The organism is Gracilibacillus xinjiangensis, assembly GCF_042651765.1.
Taxonomy (GTDB): Bacteria; Bacillota; Bacilli; order Bacillales; family Amphibacillaceae; genus Gracilibacillus; species Gracilibacillus xinjiangensis.
The window spans coordinates 1223511-1248518 of record NZ_JBHSDT010000004.1 but is presented as its reverse complement, the minus strand read 5'-3'; the positions used below and the strand labels follow the sequence as shown (position 1 = coordinate 1248518).

Genomic DNA, 25008 nt, shown 5'->3' with positions numbered 1-25008 from the left:
AGGACAATCCGCTTACTGGATTAATAACACTGATTCGGTTCTAGATTCAATATGTTAGAGCGTGTTAGTCCAACTAGTAAAGAAGACATTCCTGGCTTCAGCATTCGAACAATCTGGAATGATAGATAGTAACGGGATCTGAAATGGTCTAGCGTCAATGCTTTACCATAATAAATATGGGTTATCATCCATATACATTTGTGAAATATCCATAAATAAATATAAATCATGAGCCATTGGATACGAAAATGTGCGAATCATTTCCCCAGTTTCAATATCACTGTACAAATCGGATAAGATGCCGTGTTTTTCCTCATTCATACGAATAACGTTTTCAATAAAGTATGGCCTCCAGCTCCAATTCTTCCCTTTTACCGATTTTTCTATATTCCAGCTACTTTCTTTATATTCAATATTGGCTGTTTTCTGAAAGCCTTCTCCATCTGTGGCATACATTCGGAAACAGATTGCTTGCAGCTCTTTCGCCATTATTTCTATGCGATCATCAAGATCCTTAATTTTTTTTGTCTGTATTAATAAATCATGGAATTGACTGTTTAGTGTTGTGGTTAATTGATATCTTGACGTTAAATGGGATCGTTCAATTGCTATAAACTGTCCGATATCCTGTCTAAATCTCTCTTTCCAAACTGTATTCCCGACAAAGTGCTCTGTTGCTCCACTAAAGAAATTCCCCTGGTAATACCTTCCGTTCTTTCTCCATGCATAATGAAATTGGTAACTGGAATCAATTCCGTCAAACAGTAATTCTGCGCCCACTTTACGTGCTAAGAGTGATAAAGAATAGATAACATTTTGATAATTATCCATAAATGACTGGCTTTGCAATGATGCAAGATTAATCTTAATAATATCAGGTTCTAATGTGCTTATCCGATCTAAATTGTTCGCCCCTTTTAATGCATCGTTTATTGCTACTTTTACACCAAATGTCTTTACATATTTAATCGAGTTTACTAATGAACTCATCTCATCAATATTGTCTTGCTCTACAATTTCGATAACAACTTGCGAGAGATTAAGCCCTTTCTCTTCATATGACAAAATTTCTTGAATAAAGTCATTTTCCCCACTGCTCATTAAATAATCCTGGTGAACAATTAAATAGATCGAAGTTTTTAAATTCGCACCAATAAATTGCTCTAAAGCTTGTTTATGTAAATGACGGTCCATTTCTATCTTAAAATCTTCAGGGACATTATCATCCTGAAAAAAATTACTTAAGCTCTTGCAGCCATCAGCTGTTTCTATATAACCTAAAACTTGATAGCCAGTAACTTCATGACTGTCTGCACTGAAAATCGCTTGATAATATGGCTTAGCATTTTCTAGATCTAGCATAATTTCTAAAGGATCCATCTCTTACACCTCACTACTTATTCGCCCAATTATCTATTATTATATCGAAAGTGACTGCGAAAGCGAATAATTAATTATTTTCCAAGATTAATAAAAAAAATGACTATTGCTATTCGTCTATCACAAAGTTTTTCAATAAATTCTGTTAGAAAAGAAAGCCTGAATTCTAGAAGGAATTCAGGCTTCATCACTATCAATTATTAAAATTTCGCTTGATATTTCTCTAATTCCCAACCAGTTACAGCAATTCTATAACTATCCCATTCATCTTGTTTCAACGATACATATTCATTTAATGCATATTCACCAAGAACTTTTTTACCTATCTCGCCATCTTTCAAAGCCTGGATAGACTCACCTAATGTTGTTGGAAGATTTTGAATCCCTCTTTCTTCGCGTTCCTCATCTGTCATGCTGAAGATATCATCAACTGTCTCCACAGGTGCTTCCAACCCATTCTCAACTCCGTCAATCCCTGCCTGAGCAATCGCAGCAAATGCGTAATACGGATTTGCAGATGGATCTGGACAGCGGATTTCTACACGTGTTCCAGCACCTCGAGTAGCAGGTATACGTACTAATGCGGAACGGTTTGATGCAGACCATGCAATATAACATGGTGCTTCATAGCCAGGAACCAGTCTTTTATAAGAATTTACCAGCGGGTTTGTAAATGCTGCAAAAGAAGATACATGTGTCAACAACCCTGCAATAAATTGGTATGCTGTTTCCGATAATTGACGGGAATCTGATTCATCAAAAAAGGCATTTTTGCCAGCTTCTTCATCAAACAATGACATATTTACATGCATCCCATTACCATTTTCCCCGAAGATTGGCTTTGGCATAAATGTTGCACGCAGTCCAAATTGCTGTGCAACTGTTTTTACTACCCACTTAAATGTTGTAGCATTGTCAGCAGTTGTTAAGGCATCACCAAACTTAAAGTTGATCTCGTGTTGACCGACTGCTACTTCATGGTGAGAGGCTTCAATTGTAAAGCCCATTTTTTTCAGTGTACGATAGATTTCCAGACGGACTCTTTCTCCCAAATCATAAGGTGCTGGTTCAAAGTATCCCCCACGGTCTGCTACTTGATTAGTAGGTTCCCCTTTCTCATCTGTTTCAAATAAGAAGAATTCTAATTCAGGTCCAACATTCACTGAGAATCCTTTTTCTTTTGCTTTATCGACAGTATTCTTCAGAATGTTCCGCGGATCACCTTCAAATAGAGTGCCATCAGGATTTGTTACACTGCATAGGAATCTTGCTTCAGAATATTCTTCTTCTTCTGTCCAAGGTAATACAGCAAATGTATTTAAATCAGGTAATAAGTATAAGTCAGATTTATTAATAGGTGTAAATCCAGTAATGGATGAACCGTCAAACATTGTTTTCCCTTCCACTACATCATTTAATTGTTCAACAGTTACTGTTACTTGTTTCAAAGTTCCTTCAATATCTACAAACTGTAAATGTAGTAATTCCACACTTTTTTGCTTGATTTCTTCTTTAATTGCTTCTAGAGTTGTTTGAGTGTCCACAGTTTTTTCAGGTGCTATAGTTGCCATAAAAATCATATCCCCTTTTTACTTTTATGTGTTAATCTTTTTAACATCAATTGTTATAAATTATCCTACTATTCAACCGATATTTCCGTCATGACTTTTGTCAGATTATCTGACAAACTTTTTCTAGTAAATTAAGGATAAAAAAAAGCTTGAAAAATTGCTATATCAGCATTCTTTCAAGCTTTTTATCCATTAATTATTCAAAAAATATTTTTTAAGTGTTTGCCATTCTTCTAGACTGAGAGTCACTCCTTTACCCATTTTGTCATGTTCTGGTGACCAATCTCTAATATCATATTTTGGTTCCCGGTCATTCCAGCTAACTAGGTTTATCTCTTTTTTCCAGCCTTTTGCTGATTCAGAAAGTATGGCAATATGCTCAACAATTTCATATTTCAATCCTGCCATCTTATCACCTCTAATTAAATTGTTTTGCTCCTTCTCTTAAAATACTGCAAATTCTATGTTATAACAAATTAAATGCAGGAATTAATCGTCCTTGAATATAAACCCCTCATTGTTCCAAATTATGGTTCAAGCAGTTACAAAAACAAATTTAACGACAAGTATGTCAGATATCGCAAAAAAAAAAATGATTTATATCGGCAACTACTTCCCGCTTTTTAATCTTGTTTTAATATAACCAATAAACTCCTCGGCTTTTTCTGTCGGTGCTTTCGTGACTAGACTAATTGCAATATATAATATTGTTGCTACAGAAATTCCCCATATACCTGATTTTAAGCCTAATGGCAGCAATGAGAAAAATTCCAGTATGATAACGAGTATACTGCTAAATGTAACACTAACTATAACACCGGCAGCAGTTCCTTTTTTCCAGAAAAAAGTTCCAATGATTGCTGGAACAACAACGATTAACCCTGCTGATGAAGCTACAGATAATACGGCTATAAGATCAAGCTGTAATTGCGCAAATAAAAAGGCTAGTATCGCAATGATGGGAATAACCACCTTGCCAATCTGAAGTTGTTTTTTATCATTTGTTTTAGATTTTATATTACCATAAACATCCCGTGAAAATAATGAAGACAGTGTTAGCAGGATCGAGTCAATCGTAGAGATGGCCGCTGCCATAATTCCCACCATAACAATCACACCTAATATTGGGGGCACTAAATCTGATGATAATAACATCGGTGTAGCTAAATCTGCATTCTCTAAATCCGGAAATAAAATAGATGCCGAGAATCCCCATACAACAGACACTATCGTATAAATGAGTCCAAAAATCAAAAATCCCATCAACATATGCCGTAAACTTTTTAATGAAGCAGGCATAAATAACCGCTGGCTGACTTGCGGGTTAGAGATACTAAAGAAAAACCACGGAATGGTCAGCCCTAAAAATGTCAGAAAACTAAAATACCCATTTCCGGGCACTGTCAGATCTTCCGGTTGATTTGTTTCAAGTGCTTCATAGAAACCAGTTATACCACCTAGTCCTTTAATAATCAGGATGACAACAATACTTGAAGTAATTATCATCATTAATGCTTGTAATGAATCCGTCCATGCAACTGACCGTATACCTGCAATATAGGAAAAAACGATCGCTAAAATTGTTGCAATGAGCACACCGGTTGTATAAGGGATCGCATTGTTAGTAACCCCCTGAAGCAAATAGCCAATTCCTGTCAGTTGCACCGCACTATACGGGATTAAAAAAAGACAACTTGATATTGCTGTTACCACTGCAACCCATTTGTTTTGATAGCGGTCACCCAACATTTCAGATGGTGTTACATAACCATATTTTTTCCCGACTAACCAGAATCTTGGACCGAAAATAGCAACTAAAGATACACCCATAAAATAAATAATTTCAAATCCATATGCACCGACTCCGCCACTATAAGTAAGACCAGCCAATCCAACTAGCATAAAAGCAGAATAAGTTGTAGCACTGTAACTTAAAGCCGAAACAAAACCGTTTAATTTACGGTCGCCTAGAAAATAACCTGTCATACTATCTTGTTTCCCATTTCTTGATAAATAAGCAATTACTAAAGCTATAACAACATAAAGCGCGATCATCGTCCACACAAGTGTTGGATTCATTTCTTATCACCCCAGTCTTTCGTCAAGAAGTAGTTTGCCAGAATGATAAGAACTGCCAGAATCGTCCATAATAAGAAACTGCCATACCATTTAACAACATCACTTAGCAGTGTGTAAGGGATTAGATACCCTAGCAGTACAATCATTAAGATGATTAGTCCCCATACTTTCTCTTTCTTATTCATGTTTCCACCTGCCCTTTTATTTTCATGAATACTATTATACACACTTAAAAACATCTGTAAAGACACATGTAATCATGTATGTATTAACACATCATAAAAATGAGGATAGAAGTTATTTACTCCTATCCTCTTGCAGCTATAATGCAAACATCATTTTAATGTCAGTTACAGAATCTAATATTATCCCTTATTCCATTCACATAGAGAAAATACTCATTCGAAAGAAGCTAGCCTTCTATTCTTATCACTTCTTTTTATGATAGTTGGCTGCTTTGTTACGGATATAAATATTATAGGCAAGTAATGCTATTAAAAGAATAAATATAACAAATGGCGGGACATAAATGATCCCTGTTAAATCCAGCATTGCTACTAAGATAATAATGACTAATAAAGGTATTCGAATTTTATTATACATAACACCCTCCTGATAAACGCTTTCACTATTATAATATAATATCATAATAAGAAGGGATAGACTAGTTGTTCATCAGCTGCCCATTTTTTATTTATTAATTTCGGGAAGTACTTTCTTCGCTATTAATTGCATGGTTTTTTTAACGGAATCAAGTGGCTGACCACCAAAATCAACTTGTGCATTAAATCGATGATGGCCGAATAATTCGTATTGATAGTTAATTTTTCTTATGATCTGTTCGGGTGTACCAACAAATATCGCTGCTTCCTTACTTGTTAAATAATCTAAATCTGTTCTTGCAACACCCATTGCACCTCCTATCCCTTGCTTTGTAATATGTCTCCAATATTTCGCATAATAAGGATAGAATTCTTCCTCCAATTCTTGCTCTGTTTCGCGTACAAAAGTGTGACCAGACATGGCAATATGTAAATCTGAACCAGTAAAATGCTCTCTGTATGCTTGAATAAGCGGCAAATATTTTTTTGCAATACCACCTATCATAACTACTGTCAGACCACACCCATTTCTTGCTGCCCTTACAGCACTTTCTATCGTTCCACCAACTCCAATGGTTATTGGCAACTTTGTCTGGTAAGGCCGTGGTGCTATTTCTGCTTTAACTAATGGCTGACGATATTTCCCTTCCCAGTTAACTATTTCTGCTTGATTTAATTTAGTAAAAAGTTCTAGGTGTTCTTCAAAAAGTTGATCATATTCTTGTTCATTATAACCAAATAATGAGAATGATTCAGTAAATGCTCCCCTTCCTGCTGTAAACTCAACTCTCCCATTAGATAATTGGTCGATCGTAGCAAAATCTTCGAACAAACGGACAGGATCGGCAGTATTTAATAATGAAGTTAAAGCTGTTAACCGAATTTGCTTTGTTCGTTGAGAAATAGCCGATAAAACAATCTGAGGAGAAGATACAGCATAGTCAAGACGATGGTGTTCACCAACTCCAAACAAATCGAAACCAAGCTCTTCTGCATAATCAGCCATTTGTAATATATCATCCAAGCGTTCATTCGTGGTTAATCCTTTCTTTGTTACAGGATCTTCCATTATTTCTGATAATGTATATATTCCGAATTCTAAATGCTTCATTGACTTCTCCTTTTATGTTCATTTTCTATAAGCATAGCAAATTTTTGGCACAATAAAAATATATGAAGATTTGTCTGCTAAAAAACAAAAGACCTCCTGCAAACAGGAAGTCTATCCATTCATTTATTGAACAATTAATGTTGCTACCATTTCGTTATGACCTATTCCGCATGGTATGTTACAACGGATCGTGTACTCACCAGATTCTAATGTTGCCGTTGCGCTTCCTTCAGCGTCAATTTCCATATCTGTGTTTTCGATCTCTATCCCGTGATAACCTTCTTCACTTGATAGATTAACAGTTACTTCACCAGCTGGTACGGTATATTCTTCTTGATCAAATTCCCAGTTTGATGCAACTATTTCAACAGTTTCTCCATTGCCGCTTGCTTCGTTTGATGTATTACTCTCCTTGTCTTCATTTGAACTGTCAGTTTCTCCGCCACCACATGCTGCAAGCAGCACGAGTAATGACACAACTGTTAAAGCTATTAACCATTTTTTCATTTTAAAATTGTCCCCTTTCATAATTAGTCTTATTATCAAGTATTATGGTGAAGATTTTTTATACTTCTAGAAAAATAAAACAATGTGAGACCACCATTAGTATTGATTCCTAATTTCCAAGGTACACCAAAAACAAAACTATAACTCTACTAATCATAACTCTTTAATGACAATTATGCATTAATTTTACTCACACAAAACTTATTCATCATCTTTTTATCCATATTTGGTTCACCCTAAAACAAGGTGAATTTATGGATTTTAGCAGGGAAATGCCCGCAATGTTTTCTCTAGTATTAGAATCTTATAGAAGAATATTGTATTTCTGAGACATATAGAAACAGGTTTGTGATTGGAGAGGATACACTTACCATCAACTACTTAGAAAAAAAGATGTTTTCCAGTAAATATTTATAATAGGCAGGAACTTCTCTAAGTGTTGAATAAATGTCTCGCCACTCCCAATATTCAGCATGTGCTCCATATACTTGTTTAAAGCCTTCCTGTTTAAAAGCTAATTTCGTCCGGGGAATGTGATAAAACTGACTGATGACAAATACTTCATCATCCGTAAAGTCCTCTTCCTGGATGATTTTCTTTGCATTTTCCGCACTCATTCTTGTGTTATAGCCATTACTATCTTCGATAATATCATCTGGCAATACGCCATGGCTCTCTAAGTAATCTCCCATCACTAATGCTTCATCAAAACCTTCTATCCCTGTGCCGCCACTGACAATTACTTTCTCAATTAATCCATCATTATACAATTCTAGTGCTCTATCTAACCTTGCTTGCAGCCTGTCAGATGGTGTCCCGTCTTCATTTACTTTATTCCCAAGAACTACTCCTGCTTCTGCCGTTTGTTGTTCGTCAGTAAGGCCATCTGCAACCAACAACGCTATATGTATCAATATAATGCCAACAACACAACTAATTATTATGAAAAGAAGTTTTATCTTTTTCATACCGTCCTCCTTTTGATTATTTTACTTTAAAAAATCGAGCTTTTAAAGTTATTCACTATATAGTAAACTGGTTGATAGCTTTATTTAGACAACAGGGGGAAAACAGATGAAAATCAAAAGTTTATTGTTATCACTTTTTGTATTTACTTTAGTATTATCAGGATGTGGAACAGCTTCACCACTCGAACAAGACCATACTGTAAATAAAAAAGAATTGACCGAAGAAATAATAGATAATAGTCAAACGGAGCCGAAAACAACATCTGCGGAGAATTTAGAAGCAGCGAAAGTATTACGAGTGGTAGACGGCGATACAGTAAAAGTCATATACAAGGGTAACGAAGAGACGGTAAGACTTTTATTAGTCGACACACCTGAAACGAAACATCCAGATTTGCCTATCCAGCCATTTGGCCCAGAGGCTTCTTCATTTGCTGAAGAAACATTGACAGGTAAAGAGATTCAATTAGAATTTGATGGACCCGAAAGAGATAAATACGATCGATTGCTATCATATATATGGGTAGATGGTAAGAATTTCAACCAATTACTAATTGAAGAAGGGTTGGCTCGCTATGCTTATGTGTATGATCCACCATATATCCATCAGGATGAAATGAAGGCAGCCGAAGATTCAGCGAAGTCGAATGGTAGAGGAATATGGAGTATACAAGGATATGTAACTGAAGATGGATTTAATCACGATATAGAAGTAAAAGAAGAAAACAAAACAGATCAGGAGGATATTTATTATAATAATTGTACCGAGGCTCGTGAAGCAGGCGTGACACCACTATATGATGGCGACCCAGGTTATCGTACACAGATGGATGGCGACGATGATGGCATTGCTTGTGAATAGGTGAAACAGGAGCAGATTAACTGCTCCTGTTTCTTTTTATTACCATATCACCGCCTGCCGTTGCAGAATCCGACACATGCTCAATATAGTACTAATAATTATCTTTTAAAAGATAGAAATCTCTTGTATTCTGTGTTACTGTATCACAAACCTTTTTGTATGATAAACATTTCAATTCAGCTATCTTTCTAACAGATTGTTCTATCATTTTTGGATGTGTCATCTCCCCGCTGAATGGTCCTTCAAATTGCCATGGGCCATCTGTTTCAACCATGATTAGGTCCAGCGGATATTTATCGATCAATAGTTGAATCTCCCGCTCATACACACAGTCAGGTGTAACAGATATCATGTATCCATTACTGATCATACGTTTAACAGTCTGGTCTAATCCTTTAAACCAATGAAAATGCGCTTTTGTAACCTGGTGTTTCTCTAATAAGTCACAAGCTGTCTCAGCATCCTCATAAATCGCATGAAGTACAATTGGTAAATGATACTCTTTTGCCAATTTTATAAACCGCTCCAAAATATTAAGATACGGTTTACTATCAAGTGTATAATCCTCTCTCTTCATATAATACGGCAAACCTACTTCCCCAATCGCTGCAAGGGAGTCGTGGTGCTCTCGAATTAGTTGTACAATCCTGTCAAGTTCAGCTTCACTTGGCATTTTTTGTTCCGGATGCCAGCCGAACGCCGGAAAAATGCGGGGGCACGCTTGATGCAGTTCCCATACGTTATTACATGACATAAGGTCACTCGAAACCGCAATAACGCCATCGATCGAACGTTTTTCCAAATCTCTGAGAATGATTGCTTGGTCCTCCGGTTTATACCAATCGAGGTGAATATGTGCATCAATCATTGCCGGTCCCTCTTAATGTCTGATAGATCGATTTCTTTATTTGTAAAAAGTCTTCTGTTAATGTTAAGGATTCGGCGCGCGGTCTGTTAAATGGGATGGTGATCTCTTGGATGACACTTGCTGGTCTTGCGCCTAAGACAAGTATTCGATCCGATAAGTAAATGGCTTCTTCGATGTTATGTGTGACAAATAATACGGATGGCCGCTCTTCTTCCCATATCGAAAGCAGCCATTTTTGCATATCCAGTCTTGTAAATTCATCAAGTGCTGAGAATGGCTCATCTAGGCAAATTAGTGATTGCGGGCTTAAAATACTGCGAACAAAGGCAACTCTTTGGCGCATTCCACCAGATAATTGAGCTGGAAAGTTATCGATATAATCTTCTAATCCTGCTCGTTTAAGCATCTCAATTGCTTTTTGTTTATCAGGCTTTTCAAACAGTTCCTGTGCCAAAATGACATTCTCTAGCACTGTTCGCCATGGAAAAAGGGAAGGAGACTGCGGCATATAGCTTATTGAGCCTTTTTTTCCGACAATGTCGTTCCCATCAATGGTGATTGTTCCATTGTCTGGTTGGTACAGTCCGCCAATCAGATGGAAGATCGTACTCTTTCCACTGCCGGAAGGGCCTAGTAATGAAACAAATTCTCCTTCATTTACTTTAAGATCGAGCTGTTCGAGAATGGTATCATTACCAAAGCTTTTGGTTAATTGCTTAATTTGTAATGTGCTCATCCATTCTCATCCTTTCTCCATTTAATCAATATTTTTTCTAAACCAATGATAAGCATGAAAAATAACAGACACAATATCATAATGAACAGAATCGCAACAAAGACCCGATCTGTTCGGAATGATGAAGAAGCGAGTGTCATATATACACCAATTCCCTGGTTGGCACCAAGCCATTCTGATATGACAGCACCCATTACACTATAGGTTGCTGAGATTTTCAATCCTGAAAAAATGGCTGGTAAAGCATGTGGAAGCTCTAGTTTAGTGAAGATTTGCTTGTTTGTTGCTCCAGCCATTTTCATATAATGGATTAACTCTGGACTTGTTTGCTTTAATCCATCGATTGTGGCGACGGCAATTGGGAAAAAACAGACAAGAATAATGATTAACAATTTCGGTGTAATTCCAAACCCAAACCAAATCACAAGGAGTGGTGCAAGCACAATGATCGGGATATTTTGTGACATTATTAATAAAGGGTATAATGCTTCCCTCAGCCTTGGTACTAAGTGAAGTGTCATCGCAATGAGCAAACCGATAATCACACCAGACAAAAATCCGTAAATGGTTAATTTGATTGTTGCGAAAATGTGATGCTGGTAATTGGACCAGCCTGCAATTGCCTCTGCTAATATGACTGTTGGTGCAGGTAAGATCCAGTCAGGTACTTGCAGCACTCTAGCAGCAAGCTCCCAAATTAGTATTATTGCAAAAATTACAGTGATCGGGAGCCATGATTTTTTGACCATCTATGCTGCCCCTCCTTTCTGAATGTCATTTATTCGGGCTTAATTGTATTTAGCTGTTAGGTCATCCATTGATGCCCTATCATCTGCTCTTGTGTAAATTTTCACCTGTGATATGTTGCTGGGACACCCAAGTTCCAGCATACGCTGATTCATTTTCTCAACGACTAATAATAACTCTCGTAAGTCGCCTTCCATGGTCGTTTCTAGCGGACCAACTTTATACGTCACTCCTGACGCTTGGATCACTTCAATTGCTGCATCCACAAATGGGATGACATCCTCCCCATTAGGGGTTTTCGGAATAATTTGTATACTTACTAACGCATTCGCCATATTGCTTCACTCCTTTGGTAAAAATTCATTAGTAAATGCTGATTCAGCATCTAATTCCTTTTCCAATAATCCATTTTCCAACATCCAGTCAGCATAATTTTCCCAAACCTCAGCTTGTTGTTCTCCCCATCTTGATGCATCATCCTGATACTTTGGTGATAGCCATTCCTGGCTTGCTTGTACGAGCTCTGGATCTAAATCTGGTACTGCTTCCATTAATATATCTGCAGCTTCACTAGGGTTATCGATCGCATACTCGTAACCTTTTGTCACTGCAGCCGTTAATGCCCGAACAGTGTCAGGATCATTTTCAATCATTTCCTCATTCGTGGTGATAACTGGAGTATAGTAATCTAGTTTTTCCGAATAATCCGTTAAATATAGCATATCAAGTTGAATACCTCTTAATTCTGCCTCAATACCTGTCCATCCATAATAAATCCAGGCAAAATCCACATCACGCTCTACCGCTGTGAAAAAATCTGTATTTCCCATATTAATAATATTTACATCTTCCACTGATGCATCTTCCTGTTTCATCAATGAGTCAATCACTGCTGCTTCTACCGGGGCGCCCCAACCGCCATAAGTTTTGCCAGCAAAATCTGCTGGAGATTTAATTCCTTTATCAACAGGTGCAGCAAATCCTGAGGTATTATGCTGAATTACAGCTGCTATTGAAACGATTGGAATATCTTGAACACGTGCTTCTGTTACAGCTTCCTGTGCGCTTATCCCGAATTCTGCCTGACCTGATGCGACAGTTTGATCAGCTCCTGCTTCACCAGGCATCACGATCTCCACATTTAGTCCTTCCTCTTCAAAATAGCCTTTATCTTTCGCGACATATAGACCTGTATGATTCGTATTTGGTGTCCAATCAAGTACAAATGTGATATCTTTTAATTCTTCTGTATTTTTTTCTTCTGCAGCTCCGTTTTCGTTGTCTCCACCGCATGCCGTTAAAAATAAAAGCATGCCAATTACTAAAATAAAAATTTTTTTCATGATTTTTTCCCCCTAATTTTTTTATTTAAGAGAACATATAGAAAAGCGCCCTAGACATTAGCCTAGAGCGCATATAGATTGCAAGATCCCATATGTTCCCTACGCTGGTTCTAACCAGATCAGGTTCTAAGGGTCAGTATCTTTTGGATACAATCTCAACTGGCAACACCAGTCCCCCTACATGTACATATTAAATTTCCTATCTACCTACTTTGGCATAAAACAACAAATATTTCAAGAGGTTTTCATCAATAAAGCAATTACCTTGCAACAAATTATTAAAGTTTGTTATGATAACAACTGTCTTGAAACTGAGATAATTAATATTTCTCATTCTGGAAGACAACTTTAAATGCAGAATTATAAGGAAGGGAAGTTTGAATCAATGGTAAAAGTAGCAGTAATTTATTATAGCTCGACTGGCACTAATTATCAGATGGCTAATTGGGCGGCAGAAGCAGCGAAAGAAGCTGGTGCAGAGGTAAAAGTGGTGCGTACAGAAGAATTGGCACCAGAAGCAGCAATTAACTCGAATGAAGCCTGGAAAAAACATGTAGAGGAAACGAAAGACGTACCTGTCGCAACTTCGGATGATATCGAATGGGCTGATGCGATAATTTTCAGTATGCCGACAAGATTTGGCAGTGTGCCATCCCAACTGAAACAATTTATTGACTCCCAAGGCGGCTTATGGGCGACTGGAAAAACAGCGAATAAAGTAGTGACTGCTATGGCCTCTGCATCGAATTCACACGGTGGCCATGAAGCGACATTATTAAACTTCTACACTACAATGATGCACTGGGGTGCGATTATTGTACCTCCAGGATATACTGACGAAAGTGCTTACGAGTCTGGAGGAAATCCTTACGGAACAAGTGTAACACAAGCACAAGATGGTTCTATGGTAGAAAATGTGGAAAATGCAGTGAAACACCAAGCAAGACGTGCCGTGGAAGTAGCATCAAAAATCCATGGCTAATTAAAAGAGAGGAGATTCTTTCCTCTCTTATTTAATTGATAAATCCGTTTCCAGGTAACTGTTCATTCTTACTAAATTACCAGCCTTGTAGAAATCGAAGACAATATTCGCCCCCTTACCTGACAATACAAGTTCCCCGTCTGGTTGCATTAATGTAATAGCAGCAATTGATTGTGCCTTACTACTTCTTACTTTATCAACAATCCCATTAATCTCTTCACGATCAGTAGTATCGAATAAAACATTATCTCCTGCTCTAACCAGCACCCTTGTGTAGATTTGTTCTGGTATAATCATTTCTGATAATTCTATTTCTGCCATCAGTAAGGATGTTGCTTCATTCGCATCACACCCAACTAGATCAAAAGAAATCATTTGGTCATCTGTTAAATAATATTCCAGTTGATCACAAGTAAATTGACTTATCTTATTATCTTCAGAGCCATATTGGTCTTGTGATCGATCAACTACGACACTAATTTGGCCATTTAAATACGAGTAAACCTTAAAAACGGGATCACCCTCAGTCGTATAATGTACCACTCTTATTTGCTTATCCATCCCATTTTGAATTGCTTGAACAAACAACTCTAGCTGAATTAAATTTTCGTAACGGGCCTGGTAAAATATTACATCATTTATCTCATCGGCCACTCTCTTTATATCGAGAGCCGTGCTCTGTCCAGGGTAAGACTCCGCAAGAGCATTATATGTGACTTCCACTTTCTCACCAATTTGAAACAAATCTAATGACTCTTGCTTCTCTAACTGAAAAATTATTGCATTCCCTGCTTTTACATAAGTTTCTTCAATAGGAATTTCCTCAAAAGGTTGCTGTATACTTTTCTCTACTACTAGAACACTTTCGTCGCTTATTTCTGCAATATAGCCAACCATCGTACTGTTATTTTCTCCTGGAATATTGTTATTCATTTGATCATGATTCGTGCCATCATTTAGTTTACTCGTACCGCATGCAACTAGAAATATAAGCAGAACACTAAATAAATATTTCAAACGAAAACACCCCGCTTTTTTTATTTTTATAGTCGTACAAAAATAAAAAAAGTTACATTCTTATCCCATGAAAAAAACCACCAGGCAATGCTAGTGGCTTTTCATCTAATATTCTAATGCTTGTTTCAGCACTTCTAAGTTTCGTTCCATTAATGTAAAATAAGTTTCTCCATTATCTATATCTTCTTCAGTTAAGATCGATAAGTTATGCAGCTCCAGTGCTTCTACTTGCGCTTCTTCTTGAATAACTTGCGCGACTTTTGGTTCTATATTTTGTTCGAACAATAGATATTTAATACCGTTCGTCTCCACATGATCAATGATTCTCTCAATTTCTTTCTGGGATGGTTCATCTGATGGCGATATTCCAGTGATCGCAATCTGTTCTAAGCCATAACTTTTTTCCCAGTATCCATAGGCTGCATGTGTAACTAGAATCTCATTATTTGACGTCTGATCAATCGTTTCATGAAATGACTTATCTAATGCTATCAATCTTTCTTCTAAATTATGAAAGTTTTCTTCAAAGAAGTCGCTTTGATCTGGATTTAATTCAATTAATGCATCTTTAATATTTTCAGCCAAACCAATTGCTTTCGTTGGATCTAACCACACATGGGGGTCGACATCTCCATGATCGTGATCATGTGCTTCTTCTGTTGCTGCTGCTTCATCATCATGGTTGTGATCCTCTTCCGTTGCTTCCTCTTCATGGCTGTGGTTGTGGTCCTCTTCCGTTGCTTCTTCTTCATGGCTGTGGTTGTGGTCCTCTTCCTGTGTTGCTGCTTCTTCACCATGATGATGTTCTTCTTCATCCCCGTGTTCATGTAGATGTTCTACTAAAGAGACACCTTCTGCTGCTTCTGCTATCTTTACATCTTCTGACTCAATTGCTTCTTCAATGGTGCTAGCATATGCTTCCATGTTCGCTCCATTGTAAATAAATAGATCACCTTTAGCAATATCTACCATCAATTTGGAAGTAGGCTCAAAATTATGTGGGTCAGCTCCTGGTGGAAGAATAGTAGTAACATTAACATACTCCCCGCCAATTTCTTTGGCAAAATACTCTAACGGATATAAAGTTGTATAGATTTCTAGAACATCACTAGATGATTCTTCCTCACTATTATTTCCTGCTGTTTGCTCATCTTGTCCACAGGCTGTAAGCCAAATTATTAATATAAATGATACAAAGATCCATAACCTCTTCATTTCTTTACTCCCCCTTGATTGTTATGTATAATATTAGATAGTAATGGTTACGATTTGAATTTCACAAACCGTAATAAATACGATTTACTATTTCATTATACATACAACCACCCTGTTTGTAAATAGTAATTGTTACGATTTATTGTATGTTGATGTTGACCCATTGATTTCTCTAGCATTTAATCGTATAGTTACAATGGAATAAATGATTATCTTGGAGGAAATAGTATGAAAAATATATGGTTATTGGCTATGTTATTTTTATTTCTCACCGCATGCAGTAACAATTCAGATGAATTTGAAAATACAAAGGAAAATGAAGAGCTGCAAAGTTTAGATGTTCAATTTACAATACCGGAATCAGCAGAAGCTGGAGAAACAGTAACATTGGAAGCAACAGTAACATATGGAGAAGAAGCGGTTACGGATGCTGAAGTGATGGAATTTGAATACTGGAATGTAAAAGATGAAGAAAACACAACTACGGTCGACCCTATAAACAATAATGACGGCACCTATACTGCTGAAGTCACCTTTCATCATCCTGGGACATATGAAATTTACGCACATACAACCGCCAGAGAGATTCATAACATGCCAAAAAAATCGATCACAATAGACGGAGAAGCAACAGCAGAACATAACCATAATCATGCGACACATGAAGAAACTGATGACAGTCACCATGAACATGCAGAAAACTTCCGTATGTCATTTGATCAAGTAGAAAACGTACAAACAAGCGAAAAGACGAAATTAACCATTTCCCCTTCACTTAATGACCAACCACTAGAAAATGCAGAGGTTCGTTATGAAATTATCCAAGAAGGGAAAGAAAAACACGAGTGGATTGATGCGACAGAAGAAGCAGGAACCTATTCTGCAACACATATTTTTCCCAGGACTGGTTTATACAAAATAGTTATCCATGTAACTAATGATGAAGGGTTACATGAACATGAAGAACATATAGTTGAAGTTACAGAATAGGAAAAAGTGCGCACATAATGCGCACTTTTTCTACTTTATAAAATGAATGACTAGTGGCATTTTGTATTTTTCGCCTTGGTATGCTTTTACTGCTCCAATAATTGTTAGAACAAATCCAGCAATACACACAACAAAAATTAATACAAAACCGATAAGAAGTAACATAAGTATAGTGCTGATAATTCCGTAAATGGTGAAAGATATAAAGAAATTAAAGTATTCCTTACCATGGAAATCTACTAAATCTGAATCATCTCGCTTCATTAACCAGATAATTAATGGTGCTAGAACCGCAAAGAAAAAACTCAATAAGTAAATTAACATGGAAAATAGCCGCTCATCACTCTCTTGCATATTGTCCCCTCCCTTCAAAACAATTATATTTTACCATAAGATTATGTAAATATTATATGGTTATTACAAATACGAGTGAAATTGGGAAAAGTTTCAACCAAATATATAATAATTTCATATTTTGGTTTTCTTTAAGTGAAAAAAGTGAATAAAATAACTAAGATAAAATAGACAATTGGAGCGATTTATATGAAACAACTCTATGATATTATTGGAATTGGGATTGGACCATACAATCTTGGTCTTGCAGCATTAACTGAGGAACGAAGCAATTTACATACAATATTCTTTGATCAGGAGGGTGAATTTGCTTGGCATCCCGGAATGTTAGTAAACGGGACCGACCTGCAAGTATCCTTTCTCGCCGATTTAGTAACATTCGCTAACCCTACAAGTAAGTATACTTTTTTAAATTATTTGCATGAGCATAATCGCTTGTATAAATTCTTTTTCTTTCATAAATTTGAAATGCCTCGTTCAGAGTATGCCGCCTACTTAAAATGGGTAGCAGATCAATTGCCTAGCTGTTATTTTCAAACAGAAGTAAAAGATGTAATTGATCACAATAATTATTATGAAGTTGTCGTGAATCACTGGGAGACAAATGAACAAAAATCCTATTTCACTAAACATGTAGTTATGGGGACAGGACAAATGCCATTAGTGCCGATTGAGATTGGTGAATCTGTTGAAATAGAGGACGTTTTTCATTCAAGCCAATATTTATACCACAAGGAACACACACTGAAAGCAAATGACATTACGGTTGTTGGTTCCGGTCAAAGCGCTTCAGAGATTTTTTATGATTTATTAAATCTGCAAGAACATTACTCTTATCATTTAACATGGTATACACGGTCCCCTGGCTTTCTTCAACTAGATAATTCTAAATTAGGTCAGGAAGTGTTTACACCAGATTATGTGGATTATTTCCACCAATTAGATTTTCAATCAAGAGTCAATTCTCTTGATCATCTCGGCCAGCTGCGTAAAGGAATAGATGGGGAAACTTTACATAATATTCATGAATTGTTATATCATCGTTCGGTTCATAATACTTCATTACCTGTTACCATACAGCCCTTAACAGAAATTAATCGTGTAGATAAAGAAGATGATTCATTAACTGTTAAAGCAACACAATGGCAAAAAGAACATTCATTTTTATTCCAAACAGATAAATTAATTATGGCGACAGGCTATAAACCAAATATCCCCGATTGGTTTTACAGGCGTTTTGAAGATAAAGTGGTCTGGGAAGATGACAAACGGTTTAAAATTGATGCTAACTTTAAACTTGTTTTTCATGAAAAGGACCGCTCACACCATTTTTATACATTGACGAACCTAGAACATTCGCATGGAACTGGTGCGACCAACTTAGGCCTGGCTGTTGATCGCAATATAAAAATAATAAATGAGATTGCTGGTAAAGTAGTTTATGAATCACAACGGGAGTCAATATTCTCACAATTTATGCCGAAGGATAATTGATTAATTTAACGGAACTGTAAGCATTTAATACTTCTCTGACAGAGGCTCGGTGTTTGAGCCTCTGAAATCTTCCAAAAGAAGTAACCTTCGCTCTGTTTTGATGTTATATGAGAGGCTCTCTTTGAATCCTATTGGCATTCAAACCCCTCGTTTATTTCCCCAGACAAGCGCATGAACCTGTGGCAAAACACGTACATGATTTAACGTGTTGGATGACACCACCTGGTCAATTAACCATTGATATTTCTTTAGCAAACTTAGTGCTAAATGATCTGATTCCATTTCTTCTAAATCATCATTACCAACCTGTAAGAAAAATGGAATGCCGGGATAACGCTGATGTACTTTTTCAGCATACATAAGGTCACTCTTATTAAAGATAACGACCTTCAAACTGATATGATTCTCTTTTAATCGTTCCACTATTTCATCTAATATATGCCAATTGGTTTTCATTTGGGAGCTTGGCGGTTTAGGAGATATGGTTAAATCATCAATCTTCTTAAACCAATCCTGCCAGCGGCTCCCTTGTGTTTCTAAAGCTACTTCGATACCATGCTGATGCAATAAATCAACCAATTCATCAATTGATGCTATTAATGCGGGGTTTCCACCCGATATCGTAACATGATCAAAATTTTCTCCACCAATTTTTTTCAGCTCTTTTAGTATCTCTTGACATTCCAGCTGTTGAATATCCTCTTTTGAACTGCCATCCCAAGTAAAGGCAGAATCACACCACGAACAACTGTAATCACATCCGGCAGTTCTAACAAACATTGTTTTCCTTCCAACTACCATCCCTTCTCCTTGTATCGTTGGTCCAAAGATCTCTAATACCGGAATTCTCTTATTCACTTATCATCCACTCCCGCCTTGCCTCAGCATAACTTGTTGGTGTCTCATATAATTTTACAAACTCCACCCTGCATTTATTTGGGTAGATCTTTAAGGCAGCTTCCATCTTTTCGTAAATCCATACAACCATATTTTCCGCGGTTGTATTCATTTTAGGCAGAGTTTCATTTAAGTAGCGATGGTCCAAGTGAATTTCTATCTGTTCTTTCCACAATTTTTTTATATCACCAAAATCTATCACCATTCCTATTTCATCAACAAATCCGCTAATACCGAATATTACTTTATATGTATGCCCGTGAAGGTTCTTACACTTGCCATCATAACAATGCAAGTGGTGTGCCGCATCAAAGGTAAATTCCTTGCTGATCAACACACGCTTTTGGTGAAATTTCAGTTCATTTTTCTTAATATCTTCGTCCATTTTCTGTAATTTATCGACAATATGAAAACCATACATCACTTGTTGCCCTCATTTCTTTTACCGATAAATTTCTCTAGTCCTTTTTGTCTTAAGTCACAGGCAGGGCATTCACCACACCCACTGCCACGGACACCGTTATAGCAAGTTAATGTTCTTTCTTTTATGTAATCAAAAACATCTAATTCATCAGCTAATTCCCATGTTTGGGCCTTGTCTAACCACATTAATGGTGTATGAAGAACGAATTCATCATCCATTGATAAATTTAAGGTGACATTTAATGATTTAACAAAGATATCCCTGCAATCTGGATAACCGCTAAAATCCGTTTCACAGACACCTGTAATAATGTGTTTGGCATCAATTTGTTTTGCTAGAATGGCAGCAAATGATAAGAATAACAGGTTTCGTCCTGGCACAAAAGTAGATGGAAGTTCACCTTCTTCTCCATGATCTACATCAATATCCTTTCTTGTTAGTGCATTTGGAGCTAATTGATTTAGCAGCGCCATATCCAGAATATGGTGCTTTAAACCTTGCTCTTCGGCTATTTCTTTTGCAACAATAATTTCTTCTTGATGACGCTGGTTGTAATCAAATGTTACTAATTCTACATGTTCAAATCTTTCCATTGCCCAGAATAAACAGGTTGTACTGTCCTGTCCTCCGCTAAATACAACAACTGCTCGATTATTTTTTTCCATTAGAAAATCCCCTTCCCTTTCAAAAGAGGTTTCAATACACCAAATAAAAAAATCATACCTAAGGCAAGGTATGATTATCCTTAGTTTTTTATAGAGGGTGTAGCTAAAACCTCTCCTGCAATATATGCAGACTTCTTTTTAAATTTAGTCTCGCAAGTAGTATAGCACAATCTATATCATAAAGAAATCGATTGGGAAGTTTCCATTACTCTATCGATTTAAAATTGCCGTTCCCCTCTGCAAACCACTAATGTTATAGAATAATCTGATGAGCATTTAACACTCGGTTTTCTGCATCCTCAGGTACAGGCATTTCAGGGTTTGACGGCATCTGACCAAATGTTTGAATATTTAGGACTTTGGCATTCAGGACACTTTCATAAAATGTAATCGCTTCTTGGCCGTTTCCATCCATTACTAAATAGGGGTAGATATTTTTAATCATTCTGTTCGAGCTCCCTTCGATTCATTCTAACTAGGTCTTTGCTTTATCATACACTAAATTTAGCATTGTCTGTTCCTATGCAGCTTTCCTGTTAAATTTCTTACCATAGTGAACTGAAAAACCAATAATGACTGGAGTTAATAGAATTGTTGGGGCAAACCATAATATAATACTTACAGATTCAATGTTCAACAATCTAGGGGCGCCAAATACAAGAAAGGCTGTTATTGTTGCAATACAACAACTGAGCATACCAATTAAATGCTCAATATACCAATGTCCTTTTATTTTTGGTTTTCTAAGCCAATATATCAATTGACTGACTGAGAGAAATAAACCAACAAATGGGAAATAGGATAATAATGCGAAGTTGATTATAAATCCATATATGCTGATACCGATAGAACTAAGAAATAACAGAATAGAGAATCCCAAGTCATCTAATCGCTGATTCACTGTTTTTCTTTTTTTATACCGCAACACACGTAAACCATACCATGCTGACGCTGTGCTTAATAATGCTATATACACAAGGAACCAGGAAAATGCCTTGTCACTTTCTTCATCGATAAAAATTCGATAAAATCCCATATAAAATGCCGAAAGAGCAACAATTAACATTGCATATACATAAATCCAGCCGATTATCGTGTGTAAACGTCCACCTTTCTTCACAACAATAGGAATCCAAAAAATGAAAGCTGCAAGAAATCCAGCAATTATGTGTGCAATACGAAAGAAATCAAATAGAATCAATTATCTGTACCTCCATACCCTTGTTTTTTGGTTAAATTAGCTAATGTCTGTTTGATTCCCATTTCATATGAAGTTTTCGGCAATGGACCTATTTCTCTTTCATACTTAGTACCATCTAAAACTACCGGTTCTTCCATTAAATAAAACATTTCAACAACTTCCCGCATTGTTTTATCAAACAGACCAATCATCCGAATCATCAATTTGTTTACAATCAGTGGCTTGCCCTTCTTATTTGTAAATGAATTGACAATTTGAAAGATTTGCCTCCCTGATATAACATCTGTTGCTGGTATGTTCCAGTTCTGCCCGTAGGCTGATTCATTTAATGCTAAACTCACCATAGCTTTCGCACCATCAGGTGTGTAAATATATTCACGCATTATAGCCGGGTCGCCTACGAACATTGGCTTTTTATTCGCGACTACGGAATTTAAGTAAAAATTTAATACGGCATTCTCTGCATGAGGACCATAGAAATCAGGAAAGTGTGCAATAAGATATGGTACATTGGATGTTTTTATGATTTTTTCCAGTTCTAATCTGATTTTCCCCTTTTTTGTATGTGGCTGTTTATGTTGGTTCTCTTGCATCTTTTTCCCGCCATTTCTTCCATATGCATATATATTATCAACAACAGCAAGTTTTGCATTATTTTGTTGAGCTGCCTTTATCGCGTGTTTCATAATGATGAATAACTTCTCCTGCCATTCTTCATATGGGACATTGACACTATGAATAATTACATCTGTATCTATTGCTGCTTTTATAACATCTGCTTGGTTTAACATATCACCGCTAATAATCTTAACTAACCTATTGCTGTCATAAAATCTTTTTAATTTTCCTTCTGTCCTGGCAAAAGCTACTACCTCAATTCCTTTGTTTGTTAATTCATTGACTATTTCCCTGCCCATCCCGCCTGTTGCTCCTAGTACTAATACCTTTTCCATAAAAAAACCCCCTTATTGACCGTTGGTTAATTAATAGTTAAAAAAAATTATTGATTTTTTATTGATTTTTTATTGCTTTTAAAATTAAGTTAACATGTATTTCCGCAAGGCTTCTGATATTCTCATAAGATTGGTCTGTTCGGCAATATTGTGCAACAAATCCATGTAACATAAGAAACACTGACCAAATAACCGTTACTGGTAATTGATACTCTGTCAACTGGGCAATTTTTGCAGAAAATTTTTGATAACTTTTATTAGGACTTTCCATATGATAACTGTTTATTTCCTTATCTCTTAGCAAAAACATTACTTCATAATGATTTTTATAAGTAACACCAAACTTAATATAACCTAGCAGTAATTGACGCAATTTCTCTTTCTTACTTAAATTCAACTGCTCTAATTTATCCATTTCATTATTAATCATCGCAAAATCCTGATCGACCATTGCTGTCAGCAGATCTGCTTTATTTTTGAAATGATAATAGATGGCACCATGGCTATATCCTAAGCTTTTCGCTATTTTTCTCATTGAAACATTTTGATAACCTTCTTCAACGAATAGTTTATGTGCTACATCAATAATCATCTGTTGAGTTAGTTCTTGTTCAACTGCTCTTCTTGCTGCCATCAATATTCTCCTTTATTAACCAGTGTTCAATTGAATAATAATAGAAGTTGAATCTTTTGTCAATCCGCTAAATAAAAAAACATTTATTCCCCATAATAATGGGCAATAAATGTTTTGAATGTCTTCTCATGAATATTTATAAAAATGCTTCTGATATGCTTGATACCATTCATAGATTTCCATCGATGGAGGGAGATCAAATTCCGTTTCCAGCATCTTAGTCAGTCTATCAAACTGATGTTCCACTTCCTTGTACATCTTCATTTCATTGTATAACTTCATTAGTTTAAAATAACTTGTTTCAATTAGTGGACATAACTGCTGCACATTTTGATATAGATATACTGCCTGTTTATATTCACCTTTTTTTTCATAATATAGTGATATCTTTTCCGCTAATTGAAGCCAAAACTGTCGGTATTTCTCAACTTCACTAGCAGCCCAGGAAAAGTTATAAGATGCTAAGACATCACCCTTATATTGGTTGAAAAGACTTAGAAAATGGTTATGGTTATAATAATTAACCTCTTGCAGTGTTTGAATATCTTCAGTCCAGGTATCTAGAATATAGTGAACGTTCTCCCCTATTATTAGATTATAGCCACTATCCATTCGGGAACTGCTTTTGATTTCTACACCTCTGATATTAGCCTTTTTTAAAGCATTTCTTATATGGTAAATGGTTGTATATAATTGCTGTGAAGCTTTTTCAATAGAAAAGTCTGGCCAAAACATGTCAATTAGGAGATCTTTTGGAACAAATTTATCTCGCTGCTGTAAAAGGTAGGCAAATAACTCTAATGCTTTTTTTGTCCGCCATTTAATCGGAATTTCCTCATTGTTAAAAACAAAACTGATTTCATGGAAACAAGATAAAGTTATCTGTTCATTGGTTAAGACAGCCCCTTGATTAGTAACCTTCATTTTCCTCATTCGGTCTATTGTCTTCTTTAGCCTCGGTTTTTGAATAGGCTTCAATATATAATCTAACGCAAAGAGTTCAAATGCCTCTATCGCATAACGATCATAACCTGTAACAAACACTATTTGAATATTTGCATTATGTTCTTGAATTTTATTGGCTATTTCTAACCCATTTACTCCAGGCATGTGAATATCCAGAAAAACAATATCAGGGGGGGTTTCTTTTACATATTCAATCGCATCCATTGATTGTTGAAATGTTCCAATTATCTCAACGAGGAACTCGTCGTTCTCTAATATTTTTTTTAATCTGTTTAATGCTAGTCGTTCATCATCAATTAATATCGCTTTAAACATATCAATCATTCCTTTTTAGAAATTAAGCATTAATTGATTCTTTACAAAAGGATAAAATCAATTTACTTTCACTTCGACAGAAAAATGTACACATTGTAATTACAATCATCTCTTAAAGCTAGTCAAA

28 protein-coding genes, 1 pseudogene and 2 riboswitches are annotated in these 25008 nt (G+C 36.2%); of the genes and pseudogenes, 4 read left to right on the top strand and 25 right to left on the bottom strand.

All coding sequences use genetic code 11. The features are described 5' to 3' along the window. Positions 1-162: 162 nt before the first annotated feature. The 9 genes from ACFOY7_RS10195 to ACFOY7_RS10155 form a co-directional block, all read right to left on the bottom strand. Complete coding sequence (locus ACFOY7_RS10195) at positions 163-1380, bottom strand: EAL domain-containing protein (RefSeq protein ID WP_390251941.1); 1218 nt, start codon at positions 1378-1380, stop codon at positions 163-165. Between the two features lie 200 nt (positions 1381-1580). Then, entirely contained in the window at positions 1581-2951 is a 1371-nt protein-coding gene (gene glnA, locus ACFOY7_RS10190; protein ID WP_390251940.1) for a type I glutamate--ammonia ligase, read from the bottom strand. A gap of 192 nt (positions 2952-3143) precedes the next feature. Further along, positions 3144-3359, bottom strand: coding sequence for a YdbC family protein (locus ACFOY7_RS10185; protein ID WP_390251938.1), 216 nt, complete (start codon positions 3357-3359; stop codon positions 3144-3146). A 201-nt stretch (positions 3360-3560) separates the two neighbouring features. Beyond that, positions 3561-5030 carry a sodium:solute symporter family protein gene (locus ACFOY7_RS10180; RefSeq protein WP_390251937.1) on the bottom strand — a complete coding sequence of 490 codons (1470 nt, stop codon included), beginning with the start codon at positions 5028-5030 and terminating at the stop codon, positions 3561-3563. Continuing rightward, on the bottom strand, positions 5027-5215 hold the full coding sequence (locus ACFOY7_RS10175) for a hypothetical protein (RefSeq protein ID WP_390251936.1): 189 nt from the start codon (positions 5213-5215) through the stop codon (positions 5027-5029). Before ACFOY7_RS10175 ends, ACFOY7_RS10180 begins: the two co-directional genes overlap by 4 nt. 244 nt (positions 5216-5459) lie before the next feature. Beyond that, on the bottom strand, positions 5460-5633 hold the full coding sequence (locus ACFOY7_RS10170; RefSeq protein WP_390251935.1) for a hypothetical protein: 174 nt from the start codon (positions 5631-5633) through the stop codon (positions 5460-5462). An 87-nt stretch (positions 5634-5720) separates the two neighbouring features. Continuing rightward, entirely contained in the window at positions 5721-6743 is a 1023-nt protein-coding gene (locus ACFOY7_RS10165; RefSeq protein ID WP_390251934.1) for an LLM class flavin-dependent oxidoreductase, read from the bottom strand. A 123-nt stretch (positions 6744-6866) separates the two neighbouring features. Then, entirely contained in the window at positions 6867-7250 is a 384-nt protein-coding gene (locus ACFOY7_RS10160; RefSeq protein ID WP_390251933.1) for a cupredoxin domain-containing protein, read from the bottom strand. A 377-nt stretch (positions 7251-7627) separates the two neighbouring features. Beyond that, positions 7628-8218, bottom strand: coding sequence for a SanA/YdcF family protein (locus ACFOY7_RS10155; RefSeq protein WP_390251932.1), 591 nt, complete (start codon positions 8216-8218; stop codon positions 7628-7630). Between the two features lie 106 nt (positions 8219-8324). Here ACFOY7_RS10155 and ACFOY7_RS10150 point away from each other — a divergent pair, with 106 nt between their 5' ends. Then, entirely contained in the window at positions 8325-9080 is a 756-nt protein-coding gene (locus tag ACFOY7_RS10150; RefSeq protein WP_390251931.1) for a thermonuclease family protein, read from the top strand. A 91-nt stretch (positions 9081-9171) separates the two neighbouring features. Here ACFOY7_RS10150 and ACFOY7_RS10145 read toward each other — a convergent pair whose 3' ends face one another. Genes ACFOY7_RS10145 through ACFOY7_RS10125 form a run of 5 tightly spaced genes read right to left on the bottom strand, consistent with a single transcriptional unit; the run spans position 9172 to position 12774 of the window. Next, positions 9172-9948 carry a TatD family hydrolase gene (locus ACFOY7_RS10145; RefSeq protein WP_390251930.1) on the bottom strand — a complete coding sequence of 259 codons (777 nt, stop codon included), beginning with the start codon at positions 9946-9948 and terminating at the stop codon, positions 9172-9174. Then, entirely contained in the window at positions 9941-10684 is a 744-nt protein-coding gene (locus tag ACFOY7_RS10140; protein ID WP_390251929.1) for an ABC transporter ATP-binding protein, read from the bottom strand. Before ACFOY7_RS10140 ends, ACFOY7_RS10145 begins: the two co-directional genes overlap by 8 nt. Further along, entirely contained in the window at positions 10681-11433 is a 753-nt protein-coding gene (locus ACFOY7_RS10135) for an ABC transporter permease (RefSeq protein WP_390251928.1), read from the bottom strand. Before ACFOY7_RS10135 ends, ACFOY7_RS10140 begins: the two co-directional genes overlap by 4 nt. A gap of 39 nt (positions 11434-11472) precedes the next feature. Beyond that, entirely contained in the window at positions 11473-11766 is a 294-nt protein-coding gene (locus tag ACFOY7_RS10130) for a thiamine-binding protein (protein WP_390251927.1), read from the bottom strand. Between the two features lie 6 nt (positions 11767-11772). After that, a complete protein-coding gene (locus ACFOY7_RS10125; protein WP_390251926.1) occupies positions 11773-12774 on the bottom strand; it encodes an ABC transporter substrate-binding protein in 1002 nt (333 codons plus the stop codon). Positions 12775-12853: 79 nt separating this feature from the next. After that, a riboswitch (TPP riboswitch) is annotated at positions 12854-12963 on the bottom strand. A 196-nt stretch (positions 12964-13159) separates the two neighbouring features. Here ACFOY7_RS10125 and wrbA point away from each other — a divergent pair. After that, positions 13160-13756, top strand: a complete 597-nt coding sequence (gene wrbA, locus ACFOY7_RS10120) for an NAD(P)H:quinone oxidoreductase (RefSeq protein ID WP_390252077.1) — start codon at positions 13160-13162, stop codon at positions 13754-13756. A 27-nt stretch (positions 13757-13783) separates the two neighbouring features. Here wrbA and ACFOY7_RS10115 read toward each other — a convergent pair whose 3' ends face one another. After that, a complete protein-coding gene (locus ACFOY7_RS10115) occupies positions 13784-14773 on the bottom strand; it encodes a DUF4362 domain-containing protein (RefSeq protein WP_390251925.1) in 990 nt (329 codons plus the stop codon). A 105-nt stretch (positions 14774-14878) separates the two neighbouring features. After that, positions 14879-15988 carry a metal ABC transporter solute-binding protein, Zn/Mn family gene (locus ACFOY7_RS10110; RefSeq protein ID WP_390251924.1) on the bottom strand — a complete coding sequence of 370 codons (1110 nt, stop codon included), beginning with the start codon at positions 15986-15988 and terminating at the stop codon, positions 14879-14881. 228 nt (positions 15989-16216) lie between these two features. Between ACFOY7_RS10110 and ACFOY7_RS10105 the strand changes: the two genes are divergently transcribed. After that, positions 16217-16978, top strand: coding sequence for a FixH family protein (locus tag ACFOY7_RS10105; protein ID WP_390251923.1), 762 nt, complete (start codon positions 16217-16219; stop codon positions 16976-16978). Between the two features lie 30 nt (positions 16979-17008). On the opposite strand, the gene ACFOY7_RS10100 is transcribed toward ACFOY7_RS10105, so the two are convergent. Next, positions 17009-17332: a DUF4870 domain-containing protein gene (locus ACFOY7_RS10100; protein WP_390251922.1), complete on the bottom strand. Its 324-nt coding sequence runs from the start codon at positions 17330-17332 to the stop codon at positions 17009-17011. 189 nt (positions 17333-17521) lie between these two features. On the opposite strand from ACFOY7_RS10100, the gene ACFOY7_RS10095 reads away from it, so the two are divergent. Then, positions 17522-18826, top strand: coding sequence for a lysine N(6)-hydroxylase/L-ornithine N(5)-oxygenase family protein (locus tag ACFOY7_RS10095; RefSeq protein ID WP_390251921.1), 1305 nt, complete (start codon positions 17522-17524; stop codon positions 18824-18826). A 138-nt stretch (positions 18827-18964) separates the two neighbouring features. Here ACFOY7_RS10095 and queE read toward each other — a convergent pair whose 3' ends face one another. From queE to ACFOY7_RS10055, 8 genes and pseudogenes are all read right to left on the bottom strand, one after another. Next, entirely contained in the window at positions 18965-19684 is a 720-nt protein-coding gene (gene queE / locus ACFOY7_RS10090) for a 7-carboxy-7-deazaguanine synthase QueE (RefSeq protein WP_390251920.1), read from the bottom strand. Beyond that, positions 19677-20144: a 6-carboxytetrahydropterin synthase QueD gene (queD, locus tag ACFOY7_RS10085; protein ID WP_390252076.1), complete on the bottom strand. Its 468-nt coding sequence runs from the start codon at positions 20142-20144 to the stop codon at positions 19677-19679. Before queD ends, queE begins: the two co-directional genes overlap by 8 nt. Then, complete coding sequence (gene queC / locus ACFOY7_RS10080) at positions 20144-20812, bottom strand: 7-cyano-7-deazaguanine synthase QueC (RefSeq protein ID WP_390251919.1); 669 nt, start codon at positions 20810-20812, stop codon at positions 20144-20146. Before queC ends, queD begins: the two co-directional genes overlap by 1 nt. A gap of 74 nt (positions 20813-20886) precedes the next feature. Next, positions 20887-20931, bottom strand: a riboswitch (PreQ1 riboswitch). 149 nt (positions 20932-21080) lie between these two features. Then, positions 21081-21257, bottom strand: a pseudogene (locus tag ACFOY7_RS10075) (VOC family protein); the annotation flags it as partial. 75 nt (positions 21258-21332) lie between these two features. After that, positions 21333-22013, bottom strand: coding sequence for a DUF2306 domain-containing protein (locus tag ACFOY7_RS10070; protein WP_390251918.1), 681 nt, complete (start codon positions 22011-22013; stop codon positions 21333-21335). Beyond that, the gene (locus ACFOY7_RS10065; protein ID WP_390251917.1) at positions 22010-22966 is read right to left on the bottom strand and encodes an SDR family NAD(P)-dependent oxidoreductase; all 957 of its coding nucleotides are present in this window, start codon (positions 22964-22966) and stop codon (positions 22010-22012) included. Before ACFOY7_RS10065 ends, ACFOY7_RS10070 begins: the two co-directional genes overlap by 4 nt. 58 nt (positions 22967-23024) lie before the next feature. Further along, entirely contained in the window at positions 23025-23600 is a 576-nt protein-coding gene (locus ACFOY7_RS10060) for a TetR/AcrR family transcriptional regulator (RefSeq protein WP_390251916.1), read from the bottom strand. A 126-nt stretch (positions 23601-23726) separates the two neighbouring features. Continuing rightward, positions 23727-24890: a response regulator gene (locus ACFOY7_RS10055; protein ID WP_390251915.1), complete on the bottom strand. Its 1164-nt coding sequence runs from the start codon at positions 24888-24890 to the stop codon at positions 23727-23729. Positions 24891-25008 lie beyond the last annotated feature (118 nt).